This is a genomic window from Mesorhizobium sp. GbtcB19 (assembly GCF_019091085.1).
Classification (GTDB): Bacteria; Pseudomonadota; Alphaproteobacteria; order Rhizobiales; family Rhizobiaceae; genus Mesorhizobium.
Window position 1 is genome coordinate 81,493 of record NZ_JAGXJY010000021.1, and the last position, 12,140, is coordinate 93,632.

Here is a 12,140-nt window from a genome sequence, read left to right on the forward strand (position 1 = left end):
GAGACCGGCGTGCCGCGTCCACGCAGCACGCCGGGTTGTGGCTTTCCTCAGATGTATTCGAAGACCTCGTCCATGTTCCCGAACAGGATCACGGTGTTGTCGTCGATGCGCACCATGCGGCCGTAGTGGGTGGAGGTGTTGACCTCGAAAATCTCGGCGGTCATGTCGCGGCCGAGATATTCTGAGATCTCGTCCATCTTGAAGATCAGCTTGCCGTTGCCGTCGATACGGATCATGGCCGGCTGATAGGTGACGGTGACCCCCGGTTTCTTGCCCATGAATTCGGCGATGGCGCGGGCCTCGACCGAGTCGTTCATGGTGACGCCGCACTGGTGCGAAATCGTCTGCTCGAAGGTGATGTCCTTCATCGACTTGAAGATGTTGGACTGCGAGGCGTCGCGTGCTGCTACTGACATGATCTTCTCTCCCTGTTCAGCGCTTGAGGCCGAGTTCGCCGAGGATCCGGCCGATCCGTTCCTCGGATTGGGCGCGAACGTCGGTGAAGGAAATCGGCTTGGAATGCGGCATCGACCAGATCGGCTGCAGGCCGGTGGCTGCCTTGTCGGCGAGCGCGCCGTGCTTGTTCACCCAGCCCTGGAAGAGCTTCCTGTTCGCCGCGCCGTGCTTCTCGTCGTTGGCGAGCAGGTAGATCAGGTCGATGGTGTTGGCGAGGTTGCGCTCGTAGTCGGCCTCGGCCGCCGAGATCACCGGCGGCGTGATGAAATCGTGGTTGGCCGCCGCCGCCTGCATCAGGAAGCCGGAGCGGAACAACTCGCCGACCAGCGGCTCGAACACGATGTTGATGGCGAAGTATTGCTCGAGATAGTCGCTCGTGCCCATGATGGTCTCGACCGCCTCGCGGGTGCCCTGCCACACGCCGTCCTCGAGCCAGTGCTTCTTGCCGAGCTCGTCGTCCCAGCCGGCGATGTCCATGCCGATCTCGGCGAGATAGAGCGTGATGTCCTGGGCGAGCCGCAGCTTGTAGGAGGAGTTGGTCAGCGTCGCATTGTTGATCATCTGCGTGTAGCCGTAGCGCTGCGCCTGCATGAGCGACGTGCCCAGGCCGAACTCGGCATGCTTCCATGCTCCCAGATGCGCCTGCAGGAGCTTGGCCCAGACCTTGTCGAACGTCTTCGGCGCGCCGGCCCGGCGGGCGTTGGTGATGACGCTCTGCACCATCGTCTCGATCTTCGACTGGCGCTGGTAGTGCGTGCGCTCCCATTCCTGGTCGGGAGCGCGGAAGGCATGCCAGTTCGAGCTCTTGGCGGCCGTGTTGTCCTTGACATAGGCGCCTTTGCCGTCCGGGAAGTTGATGATCCAGTCCTGGATCAGGTAGCGCTCCGGGTCGGGCTGCACGTCGACCGTGACATCCTCGTAATGGGTGGCGCGCTGACCTTTCGGATCGAAGTACCGATATTTGCGGCTGTCCGAATCGGCGAAGATCGCGGCGCCCGCGGCTCCCGATCCTACTGAACTCGACGTTGCTACCATTGTTTTCACTCCCTTTGTTGCAGTTGCTCTAAAGTCACCGGCTCCGGCACACCTCAATGGGCCGGGGTGGCACTGGACGATGTGGTGAACCTGTCGAAGAAGATGCGTTCCGCCTCGAAGCCGTTCATGAACAGAACGGGCTGCAGCGCATCGATCATTGGCGGCGGGCCGCAGGCGTAGACGTCGCCCTGCCCGTCGACCGCGAGTTGCTTGAGCTTGGCGTCGACGCTCTGGTGCACGAAGCCGCGCTCGCCGTCCCATGCCTCTCCGTTCACATGCGAGAGAACGGGGATGAAGTTCAGCTCCGGGTGGCGACCGGCGAGCTCGGCGATCCTGTCGAGATAGAACAGGTCGTTAGGCGTCCGCGCGCCGTAGAAGAAATAGACGTCCCGCTTCTCGCCGCTCTTCAGGTGATCGTTGAGGATCGACCAGACCGGCGACATGCCGGAACCGGCGCCGACCAGGATCAGGGGGCCTTGCCGTTCTTCCCGCCGGAAGCAGGTTCCATAGGGTCCGACGACGGTGACCTCGGCTCCGACGCGAATTCCTCCGGAATCGAGTTCTCCGGAGAATTTTCCTTCGGGATACTTCTTGATGATGAAGGAGAGCTTTTGGGTTTGGTCCGGCGTATTTGCCATGGAGAACGAGCGCGTAATCGTCTCCCCTTTTTGCGTGGTGACCGTGATGTCGACATATTGCCCAGCCCAGAATTTTATCGGCGAGCCCAGTTCGATCTCGATGCCGCGGATGTCGTGGGTCAGATGCTCGAATTTCGAGATGCGGCCCTTGAACGTCTTCACCGCGATTGATTTCGCCAGAACCTCCTCGTCGTAGTTGAGGAGCTCGACCTGCATGTCGGAATAGGCGATCGACCGGCACAACAGGACGTGGCCGCTCTCCTTCTCCATGTCGTTGAGCGCGAAGGTCGAATATTTCAGCATGTCGACTTCGCCTTCGAGCAGCACGCATTTGCAGGCCGAGCATTGCCCTTCCTTGCAGCCATGCGGCAGCGCGATGCCCTGGCGGAATGCCGCGTTCAGCACCGTCTCGCCGTGTTCGACCTCGAATTCGACGCCGACCGGCTCCAGGCGCACCGTGTGAGCACCAGTCATCGATAACCTCCCAATTCCTCTCCGTTCCCCGGCCTTTCGGGCGGGAAGTGGCCTTCCTCTGGATGGAGCGGGGGGTCGGGGACCCGACCCCCAGCGCACGGATGGTCAGTTGAACGGCGTGATGGTGAAGCCTGCCCGATACTCGGCAAGGTGCTTCTCGCGGTCCGCCGGCGACATGCCGCGAAGCGCCTTGAGCGGCGATCCGAGGACGTTGCCGCGCACGTCGTCGAGCGTCCACTGCTCGTCGGCGCCGAAGCGCAGATGCGGCTGCGGGATCAGCGTCTTGCCGTCGGAACGGACGAAGTTGAGGTCCTTGATCGCGTCGGCGAGATCCCAGCCGTCATAGAGCGTCTCCCATTCGCGCTTGCCGCTGAAGCGGCCCATCGCGGGCGTCGGGCGGCCCTGATACTCGTCGGCGAAGGCTTCGACGGCGGTCCAGCGGTCGAGCTCGTGGGCGAAGGTGTGCAGCTGCCCGTCGATCTCGTCGACCACCATGTCCTCGCGGATCAGGCAGGGCACCAGGCAGGACCAGCAGCGGTGCGGATAGACGTAACCGACATCGCTGTTGAACAGCAGCACCTTCTCGCCCTTGTGGCTGAGCTTGGCGTACCATTTCCAGAAATCGCCGAACTCGGCGTACCAGCCCGGATATTTGTGCTCGAACCACTCGAAGTCCTTGTCGGTCTGCGCCTCGATGCGCCAGAAGTTGACCGGCCAGCCGACGGCGAAGAACTGGCCGACCTTGTGGACGTAGTTCTTCTTGGTGATGCGCTCCCACGCGGCCTGGACGTCGTCGTGATGGACCTTGATGCCGTACTTCTCGAGCGGCAGCATGTAGGTGCGATAATAGTCCTCGTAGATCCAGCGGTGCCACATCTCCGCGTAGGACTCCTTGTTCTTGTCGCGGTTGGTGGTGCCGTATTCGATGAAGGTGCCGATGGCGGCGTCGACGATGGCGTGGTTCTGCCAGAAGGCGTAGCGCAGGTCGCGCTCGAGGAGCAGGTGGTTCTCCGGCTCCTTCAGCGCGGCCATCAGCAGCGAGTGGCCGTTGCCGATGTGACGGCTCTCGTCGGACTGCACCGACAGGAACACGGTCGGCAGCGCATAGTCACCGTTGCGGGCGGCTTCCGAGGGCATGGCGACGAAAAGCGTGTTGGTGAACGCGGTCTCGGCGACGACGGTCAGGTACATGCAGGCAGCCGTCATCGTATCGCCGGTGATGAAGCCTTCGCCGAACTGGCGGCCGATCGTGGTCGCGTAGCACTTGCCGAAGGCTTCCTCGGTGATGTCGAAGCCGGCCGGGTCGATGTAGTTCTCCATGTACCACTTCTTCAGATTCATCTGGATGGTGGAGTGGCGGAACTCGTCGACCATCTGCATGGTGAAGCCGGTCCTGAGGTCCTCGCCGGGCGCCAGCCGCGCCACCATCGCCATCGAGCGGGCGGCGGAAATTTCCGGGAAGGGAATGATGGCGAGGAAGAGCTTCATCCACTCCACCCAGCGCGGCTCGACATTGCGGAACATGTCGCCGCGCAGCGCCGCGTCGAGCGCGCCGTAGACGCGATTGTCCTTTTCCTCCTGCATGGGGAAATAGGAGCGCAGCACCTGCTTCATCGGATCGCGCGGCGCCTTGGCGATCTTGTAGTCGGTTGGAAACGTCATCGCTTCCTGGACATAGGTCGGGTTCCAACCGAGGTCGGAAATCTTCTTGGTCGCCTCGCCCACGGAAATACCGCGCTGCGAGGTAATCTTGTTAAGTGTCAACGACGACATCGTCATAAGCCTCCACCAGGTTGAGCCGTGGATCCCTCGATCCAGGCATGGGACGGCACACAAATGCCGCCAGTGAGTTGGCGAACGGCACGACAAAGGGTTGCGCCTTCAGGCGCGACACAGGGTCCGGCCATTCAAGTGGATCGCGGCAAAGGTGTTCGGGGGCCTGCGGGACTGCGACACGCCACTCGCATTCCGCGATGGGCGTATCGAAGCGTATCCTGCTGCTTCCTCCGGTCCTTCGTTCTTTTGGCACCGCGTCAGAGCGCGATGGGCTTCTTATGCCAATGGTGAAGCAAGCGCCGTGCCAAGTTGAAATTGGTGGCTGCGATCAGCGTCTGGGCCGAGACCGTAACCAGATCCGTCCGGCGAAACCCGAGTAACTGTAACGATATTTTACAGTTGTATATTACATATGTAATATTTGAGCATATTCTTGTGCATTGCGATATATTGTTAGCAATTGCAATATAAATAAAACACATGACCTCTATTCATTTCGGTCATTTCATACATTATTTGAGGACGGATCGCAGGCAGGAGGCAGTGCCGAGAAATATGATGCCGAGCGACAATGACACCCCGGACCTTCCCCAGCCCAACCAGCCGGACGACGTGAGCGCCGAACTCGTCAGGCTGATGCCGCGCGATCTGGTTTTTGTCATGCGTTTCATGGGCGAGAGCCAGCACCGCCTGCAGGGCCACTTCCAGAATTTCATTCGGGCCGAACTTGCCGCCCGCGGCGTGACCGCCGAAACGCATCCGATGATCCATCTGTTCATCGAGAGCCACGCGATCCTGTTGCGCGACTTCGTGTTTTCCGGCGTTTCGCTGTCGCGCCAGTTTCGCGTTGAAGAGATCGAGCGCCTCACCGGCGACACGACATCCATGATCCGCGTCGACATCTGGGACCAGTTGAAGAGCCACATCGAGACAGCCGAAAAGCAGTTCCACGCGCAGGCCGGCGGTCTCTCAGGCTTGCTGTCGGCATTCGAAAAGCCCGTGGAGGGACAGTGATGGGCGGCTCGGGAAAAGGACAAGTCGCTGCTTTCGCCGCGCTGGCCAGTCGCCGGTTAGCCCTTGTCGCCGACGTCTCGGCGCACACGGCCGAAGCACTGCGGCTCAATCAGAAGCTTGCCGGCATCGAAATGGAAGTGCTGCGCCTGCAGCTCGAAATCGGCAGAACCGGCGCCGGCATCCAACTGGTGCAGGATTTGCATGACGCTGAACAGAGCGCCGCGGCCGCGAGGGATGCATGCAAGAAGAGCGAGGAACGCATCATGGCAATCGAGGGTGAGATCGCAGATGTCGACCGCGCGCTTTCGAAGGCAACCAGCGGCAGTGAGGGAGAGGCGCCGTGAACCAGCAAGCAACACAGAACCTGAGCCCGTTCGAGCTGCTGGCGCGAAGCTGGCAGCGACCGGCGACGGTCGCTGCCGCCTGTTTCAGCGCCGATGGCTCTGCCGTCGCGTTCACCTCTATCGATGGAGCCGTCGCCATCGCGCCGGTTAATGATCAGGAGCCGCCGGAATCGAGGATCAGGGTCAGTGGCGACCTCGGACAAACGACGATCCGACCGCGCCAGAAGCCCCCGGCTCCGCTGGTCGCCACCTCAACTCTGGGAGATGGTGACGTGCCGATCACGAGCTATCTTGGCTCCGGCTTCCTTGTCGGTATGGCGACCGGCCAGGCGATGCGCCTGGCGGCGGACGGTGAAGTCACCGAGACAGGTATCAACATTGAGGGACCGGTCGTCGCTATCGATCATCACGCCGCGACAGCCAAGACCGCCATCAGCAATGGACATGATGTCTTCATATCCCGTGCCCATGAGGATGTGGCGAAGCTGCAGCAGGCAGCGTCCTCATCGACGCATGCCATTGCTTTCTCGCGGGATGGGAAACGACTTGCCTTCGATTCCGGCAAGGGAGTGTCGATCTGGACGGTCGATGGCGATCTCGCGCCGATACGCGAATTTTCGACGCCGGCAGGCCCGACGTCGCTCCACTGGAACAGCGACGGTTCATGGCTGGCATGCGGACTCGAGACCGGAGGCTTTGTCCTTGCCAGCCTGGCAGATGGTCAATCGGGTGTCGTCGGAGGATTCCCTTCGCCGGTCCGGACGGTGTGCTGGAGCCAGCCAGTGAATGCGCTGTTTGCATCGGGCGCTTTCCGCATCGCCGGCTGGTCGATGGCTGCTCCGCCGCTTCGTGATGCGGCTGCCGGCGCGCTGGAGACAGGTCGCTCCGGGCTGGTTCCAGTCGAGACAGTGGCTGCGCACCCGAAGAGGAAAATCATTGCCGCCGGCTACGCCAACGGCCGTATCACCGTTGCCCATATCGGATCGCGGGACGAACTGGTCGTGAAGCTCTCCGGCAGCACGATCACCGCGCTGGCCTGGTCCGGCGACGGGCAGCATCTGGCTGCGGGCATGGCTGACGGTACCGCCGCGATCATCACCTTCCCGGCGCTGCTTTTCAAATAGCAGCGGCGATCCGCATCAACAGGAGGATGGAATGCAAACCGAACTTACAGCCGAGGAAAAGAGCAAGGACGAATTTTTCGAGCGCCTCGCCAAATTGTCGGAAGAGATGGTGGCCAGGCACGGCAAGGACTTCAGCATGGGAGCGTTGGTGTTGGCTGCACGGTGGATTGCCGAAAACCGAGCGGGTTCTCTGAAGACGAATTGAATGCCGAGGCTTTCCGCGCCGGACCAGGGATTGCCGGTCCATTTCCGACTTAACCACTATCCGGCAACAATAATATTTAGTGTAGAGCATGGAACCTCGCCGGCATGTGCGAGGTGCGTTCCGTCATCCAATATCCAATGACTGGCGTGCCATGTCCTACAATCGTAGAACCCACGATATGTATTGCCTTTATCCGGCTCCAGGCGGACTTCGTTGAAGGGTATGCCTAAGCCTCTCCCGTCGCATTTGGATATCGCTTCCTTGAGCGTCCAGGCCGTGAAGAATCGAGAAATGTCCGTCCCGGCAGCTGCGGGATGGAATCGATCGTTCGGGTGAGCGTACAGATCGGGGGAAATTTGTGCCTTGCCCGGCAAGGCCTGCTCAACATCGATACCCACCGGTCCGTCTAGCGAGACAATTATGGCAACCCAATCGCCGCTATGGGATAAGTTAAAGTGGCAAGACCCATCTGACAGAAGCGGCTTGTTTCCTTCGCCGTCCACGAACGTAATATCTCTGGCGCACCTGCCGAGTATCTGCCCCAGGATCACCCTGAGCAGGCTGTGAGCGGTTAGATAACGATCGAAATCTTCTTTTCTACGAAATCTGCAAAGTCGTTCTTGCTCGCCCCGGCTAAGTATTTGCCGATCGAGCTGCTTTGCGAGCGAACACGGAGCGACAATGCAACATTGCCGACCAGGCGGCAGATTTTTTAGATGCATTTCCTCCAAGGGCAAAACAATCGAGGGCGACATGGATGTCATATCCGTTCACCCCAAGGCTGGCGCCGAGCCTGGAACCATCGACCCATCCGCATCTGCCGGCAGGTCATCGAGTGCCGCGAACAAACGCTTCCTCGGCGATAGTGAAGACGCTCTGGATTTCAAAAGCGTCCTCGTCGGTGGGCGGATCATCCACAAGAAATGTGCGCAGGCCCATTTTGAAGTAACCGATCAGCTCGCGCGCGATATCCTCCCGTGCGCCAACCAGGAACGGGCAAGACGCCTGGCCATTCTTGTAGGGCCCCAACCAATAGGGATGGCCCTCGGGAACGCTCACCTCCGATCCCAATTCCTTGACCCAGACGGAATCGGATACCCGGGTGTAATATTCCCGCATTTCCCTCCCCAGCTCATCATCGGGATACCTGCTGCGCGCGACGGCCCAGGCGTCTTCGGCCGTGCCGCGCGAGACGATGCCAAGTCGCGTCCCGTATTGAATCCCTTCCGGACGTGTCACCCTGTCATAGTGCTGCGCCGGGCGAAGATACTCGATCGCGCGCGCGCCCAAGCGCTTGGCAACAGCCATGCCTGCTGGTGACGACCCGGAGACGGTAAAGATAGGGGCGCATTCGGGCCCCACCCCAGCGGCAAGCCTCAGATGAAGCCCGCTGACCTGATAGTGCGCACCATGATATGTGAGCGGCCGACCCGTGCTCAGCAGCTTGCGAACAATCTCTCCGTACTCCCCGACGCGCTCGTATCGCTGATCATGACTTTTTGAATCGCAGAACGCCTCCAGGTCATGCGGAAAGCCTCCCGAGATGAAATTCAGGTGCACCGGACGATCGTAGGTCAGCGAGAGAGACGTCACCAACTTCGCGACCGTGAACGGGTGCGTATACAGAGGCTGGACGGCGACGAGCGGCGATATTTTCTTCGTAAAACTCATAAGGTGGTTGGCCGCCAACCAGGGATCGAACTGTTGATGATCCGAATATACCAGCATGGCCGAGAAACCATGGCGCTCGGATCGCATGGCGGACGTCTTTATGCTTTCCATATATTCTTGACCAGGCATGCCATCGTCGAAGGCTGGACAGGCACCGATTATCGTGAGTTCGGATAGCGCCATTGCATCTTCTTTCATAAGTGACCGGTGTGATTTCTAATTTCCGCGGGTCAACAACTACGATCTCGGTTTGATCTATATCGCTTCCATATTCGTCATAGAGCCTGTCTCTCGAACAGCTGCCGGTATACGCCATGATCGCGCATGATCAGCTGGTCGTGCGTGCCTTCCTCGACGATCTTTCCTTTATCGAAGACAAGAAGACGGTCGAGCGCTTGAACGGTCGATAGCCTATGCGCGATTATGAAGGTGGTGCGGCCGATCATTAAGCGGTCCATTGCCGTTCGGATCATCAGCTCCGAATTGGAATCGAGGCTCGACGTTGCCTCGTCCATGATCAAAATCGAGGCATTTGCCAGAAACGCACGGGCGATCGCGACGCGCTGGCGCTCTCCACCGGACAGCTTTACGCCCCGCTCTCCGACCACCATGCTGTAGCCCTTCGGAAGGTTCGCGATAAAGTCGTGCGCATTGGCAAGGCGTGCCGCCTGCTCGATCTCCGACATCGTCGCGTTGGGCCGGGCATAGGCGATATTTTCCGCGATCGAGCGATGAAACAGGATCGGCTCCTGCGGAACGATGGCAATCTGTTGCCGCAGCGAAACCTGGGTCGCCTTGGCAATGTCCTGGCCGTCGATGAGGATCGCTCCTGCGTCCACATCGTAGAGCCGCTGCAGCAGCTTGATGAATGTCGTCTTGCCTGCCCCGGATGGTCCGACCAAGCCAATGCGCTCGTTCGAACGGATCGACACCGAGAAGTCGCTGAAAAGAGGCTCGTGGTGGCTGGTATACTGAAACGTCACACGATCAAAAATGACCGAAGGGTTTGCGATCCTGATTTCGGCGGCGTCGCGATGGTCGGAAATGCCGAGCGGCTTGCTGGCGATTTCGGCAAGCTCCTCCATGTCGTTGACCGTGCGCTGCAGATTGTGCAATTCGCGGCTGACCTGTCGAAGGTAGCCCTCCAACAGGAAGAACGCCGTCAGGACAAATGTGAGATCACCGGCCGTCGCCTGCCCGTAGATCCATAGCCCCAGCGCCAACACCAGGACCGATATTTTCAACAAAAGCAGGGCCGTGCCCTGGGTGACGCCGGCAATGGCGACCCGCATCCAGGTACGAAACGTGCGTTTGCGCCACTTCTTCAGGACCGCGCCCAGCCGTTCGTCCTCGCGCAACTCGGCGGCAAAGCTTTTTACGATGGCATTGCAGCTTACGGTGTCGGCCAGCGCGCCCCCGAGTTTCGAATCCCACGCATTCGAAAGGCTGGCCGCTGGTGCGACAAACGCGAGCGAGAACCATCCGGCGAGAACAATAAACAAGGCTGAACCCAAGGCGATGGCGATGCCCAGCACCGGCCACAGGACGCCGAACACCAGCGTCGTGCCGACCAGCACCACCAGTGTCGGAAACAGAGAAATCAGGACCGTGTCGCCGAATGCGTCGAGGGCCCACACGGCGCGCGTAATCTTGCGCACGGTGGAGCCGACGAAATTGGTGTCATGCCAGTCCGTCGAGAGACGCTGAACTTTGTAGATCGCGTCGGAGGCCATGGCCGTCATCGTCTTCAGCGAAAGCAGCGATATACCGGCAAACGCTATTTGCCTGAGTAACAAGCTCGAAAGTCCAAGAGCCGCGAAAATAACCAACGCGCTTATTGCGCGGCCCTGTGAGAGGGAGCCGTTTTGCGCGCCGGCAGACATCGCATCCACCAGCCGGCCGGCAAACAACGGCATCAACACATCAGCGACAGATGCCAGTGTCGTCACGACGAAAATGAACGTCACGTGCCATATTTGCTTGCGCCAATAAATGCCGACGAAGGAGAATACCTTCGCAAAAGTATTGCGGTGCACATCGAAACGAAACCCGGTCACGGCCTGCATGGGCGCGATGCGCCCATCCCCCAGACTGGTTGCGCCGCAGAACACGGCGGGCTCCAGCCGTGGATCAAATGCCATCGGATGCGCGGCCGGATCGCCGTTCGGTCTTCGAACACTCTCACGCCTCCTGCAAATTATCGGATGGCGTGGATTTTTGCGTTTGCAGCGTTCTCGAGATCTGCCGGCCGAGAACAGCTCTGTTGGCTGGCTCCGTGATCATCGTCCAGTGATCGCCGGGAACGGTGTGCGTGTGCAAAAGAGATGACGAGAGCACGTCACGCCAGCGTGCCATCGACCACCCGAACGCACCCTCGGTGATACCGGTCGTGCGCGCATTGAACTGGTGAACGACCACGCGCAGCCGAGGGATCGTGTAGGAACGGACAAGCTTCTCGAAGTATCCGCGCTGCTCGTGCAGCATGGCCCTGGCGGAAGCATCAAGATCGGCGTCGGCGACATTCGGCCTTTGTCCTTCCTCGATCATTGGCGAGGCAGAGGGATCCGCGGCGTATTCACGAAACAATGTGGGATCTCCAGGGTGTTGCGGCACATCGGCCGTATCGAGCCGAGCAAGAAGCATGTCGTCCGTTGATTTCGGTCCAGGGTGCCTCTGCGACGGCAGATGGACGTCGATCAGACCCAGGAACGAGACGGCCTCGCCAGATGCGAGGATATCGTGCGCCATCGCATAGGCGAGTATGCCGCCGGACGAATATCCCGCCAGGCGGTAAGGGCCCTGCGGCTGGACGCTGCGCATCATCGACAGCGCGCGCGCCGCCATTGCCTCCAGCGTGTAGGTGAGCGGTTCATCCGCCGCAGGCCACGGCAAGGCATAGACGGGCAGGTTGGAATCAAGCTCTCGAGCCAGTTCAAAAACATACGAATGATCGCCCAGGCCTGAAGGCAGGAAGAAGATGGGAGGCTCGCTTCCGGTTCGCTGGACCGGAACGGGTTTCGAACGATCCTCCCGGCTCGAGAGATCCTTGCTTGTGCGAGCAAGATCCTTCAGCACCGGGTTCTGGAAGAGGTTATTGACGGTAAAGTTGAATCCAGCTTCCGGCGCACGGCTCACCAGCTTCACCGCCAGTAGCGAATGGCCGCCGAGCTCGAAGAAGCTATCCTGCCGCCCGACCTGCTCGACACCCAGCAGCTCCTGCCAGATGCCGGCCAGGATGGTCTCAGCCTCGCCCTGCGGCGGCTCGTAGAGGCCACGCGCATAGGCTCCCTCGTCAGGCGCCGGCAGTGCGGGACGATCGAGCTTGCCATACGCGGTGAGAGGCAAGGCGACCAGCACCACATAGGCCGCCCGCACCATGGATTCCGGCAAGAGGCCACTCAGA

General features: G+C 60.3%; 12 protein-coding genes. 4 read left to right on the forward strand and 8 right to left on the reverse strand.

The features are described from left to right. Positions 1 to 47: 47 nt before the first annotated feature. From KVT37_RS26945 to KVT37_RS26960, 4 genes are all read right to left on the reverse strand, one after another. Positions 48 to 416, reverse strand: a complete 369-nt coding sequence (locus tag KVT37_RS26945) for an MmoB/DmpM family protein (RefSeq protein WP_217578050.1) — start codon at positions 414 to 416, stop codon at positions 48 to 50. Between the two features lie 16 nt (positions 417 to 432). After that, complete coding sequence (locus KVT37_RS26950) at positions 433 to 1,491, reverse strand: aromatic/alkene monooxygenase hydroxylase subunit beta (protein ID WP_217578051.1); 1,059 nt, start codon at positions 1,489 to 1,491, stop codon at positions 433 to 435. 53 nt (positions 1,492 to 1,544) lie between these two features. Next, positions 1,545 to 2,603, reverse strand: coding sequence for an NADH:ubiquinone reductase (Na(+)-transporting) subunit F (locus KVT37_RS26955; protein ID WP_217578052.1), 1,059 nt, complete (start codon positions 2,601 to 2,603; stop codon positions 1,545 to 1,547). A gap of 105 nt (positions 2,604 to 2,708) precedes the next feature. Next, the gene (locus tag KVT37_RS26960) at positions 2,709 to 4,382 is read right to left on the reverse strand and encodes an aromatic/alkene/methane monooxygenase hydroxylase/oxygenase subunit alpha (protein ID WP_208648384.1); all 1,674 of its coding nucleotides are present in this window, start codon (positions 4,380 to 4,382) and stop codon (positions 2,709 to 2,711) included. A 552-nt stretch (positions 4,383 to 4,934) separates the two neighbouring features. Between KVT37_RS26960 and KVT37_RS26965 the strand changes: the two genes are divergently transcribed. The 4 genes from KVT37_RS26965 to KVT37_RS26980 are packed head-to-tail and all read left to right on the forward strand — an operon-like array spanning position 4,935 to position 7,066. Further along, positions 4,935 to 5,393 (forward strand): hypothetical protein, encoded by a 459-nt coding sequence (locus tag KVT37_RS26965; RefSeq protein ID WP_217578053.1) that lies wholly within the window; start codon positions 4,935 to 4,937, stop codon positions 5,391 to 5,393. Further along, complete coding sequence (locus KVT37_RS26970; protein WP_217578054.1) at positions 5,390 to 5,737, forward strand: hypothetical protein; 348 nt, start codon at positions 5,390 to 5,392, stop codon at positions 5,735 to 5,737. Before KVT37_RS26965 ends, KVT37_RS26970 begins: the two co-directional genes overlap by 4 nt. Further along, the gene (locus KVT37_RS33950) at positions 5,734 to 6,861 is read left to right on the forward strand and encodes a WD40 repeat domain-containing protein (RefSeq protein ID WP_217578055.1); all 1,128 of its coding nucleotides are present in this window, start codon (positions 5,734 to 5,736) and stop codon (positions 6,859 to 6,861) included. Before KVT37_RS26970 ends, KVT37_RS33950 begins: the two co-directional genes overlap by 4 nt. A 31-nt stretch (positions 6,862 to 6,892) precedes the next feature. Next, a complete protein-coding gene (locus tag KVT37_RS26980) occupies positions 6,893 to 7,066 on the forward strand; it encodes a hypothetical protein (protein WP_217578056.1) in 174 nt (57 codons plus the stop codon). A gap of 56 nt (positions 7,067 to 7,122) precedes the next feature. Here the strand turns inward: KVT37_RS26980 and KVT37_RS26985 are convergent, their stop codons facing one another. The 4 genes from KVT37_RS26985 to KVT37_RS27000 all read right to left on the reverse strand — a co-directional run. Further along, complete coding sequence (locus tag KVT37_RS26985; protein WP_217578057.1) at positions 7,123 to 7,830, reverse strand: 4'-phosphopantetheinyl transferase superfamily protein; 708 nt, start codon at positions 7,828 to 7,830, stop codon at positions 7,123 to 7,125. A gap of 64 nt (positions 7,831 to 7,894) precedes the next feature. Beyond that, entirely contained in the window at positions 7,895 to 8,920 is a 1,026-nt protein-coding gene (locus KVT37_RS26990) for an LLM class flavin-dependent oxidoreductase (RefSeq protein WP_217578058.1), read from the reverse strand. Between the two features lie 92 nt (positions 8,921 to 9,012). Continuing rightward, positions 9,013 to 10,878, reverse strand: coding sequence for an ABC transporter ATP-binding protein (locus KVT37_RS26995; protein ID WP_254634278.1), 1,866 nt, complete (start codon positions 10,876 to 10,878; stop codon positions 9,013 to 9,015). A 40-nt stretch (positions 10,879 to 10,918) separates the two neighbouring features. Continuing rightward, positions 10,919 to 12,140 (reverse strand): alpha/beta fold hydrolase (locus KVT37_RS27000; RefSeq protein WP_254634279.1); only part of this gene is annotated, 1,222 nt, incomplete at its 5' end.

Coding starts and splice junctions, on each gene's coding strand:
- KVT37_RS26945 (WP_217578050.1), bottom strand. CDS start 416: ATGTCAGTAGCAGCACGCGACGCCTCGCAGTCCAACATCTTCAAGTCG.
- KVT37_RS26990 (WP_217578058.1), bottom strand. CDS start 8,920: ATGGCGCTATCCGAACTCACGATAATCGGTGCCTGTCCAGCCTTCGAC.
- KVT37_RS26955 (WP_217578052.1), bottom strand. CDS start 2,603: ATGACTGGTGCTCACACGGTGCGCCTGGAGCCGGTCGGCGTCGAATTC.
- KVT37_RS26960 (WP_208648384.1), bottom strand. CDS start 4,382: ATGACGATGTCGTCGTTGACACTTAACAAGATTACCTCGCAGCGCGGT.
- KVT37_RS26950 (WP_217578051.1), bottom strand. CDS start 1,491: ATGGTAGCAACGTCGAGTTCAGTAGGATCGGGAGCCGCGGGCGCCGCG.
- KVT37_RS26980 (WP_217578056.1), top strand. CDS start 6,893: ATGCAAACCGAACTTACAGCCGAGGAAAAGAGCAAGGACGAATTTTTC.
- KVT37_RS26985 (WP_217578057.1), bottom strand. CDS start 7,830: ATGACATCCATGTCGCCCTCGATTGTTTTGCCCTTGGAGGAAATGCAT.
- KVT37_RS26965 (WP_217578053.1), top strand. CDS start 4,935: ATGATGCCGAGCGACAATGACACCCCGGACCTTCCCCAGCCCAACCAG.
- KVT37_RS26995 (WP_254634278.1), bottom strand. CDS start 10,878: ATGGCATTTGATCCACGGCTGGAGCCCGCCGTGTTCTGCGGCGCAACC.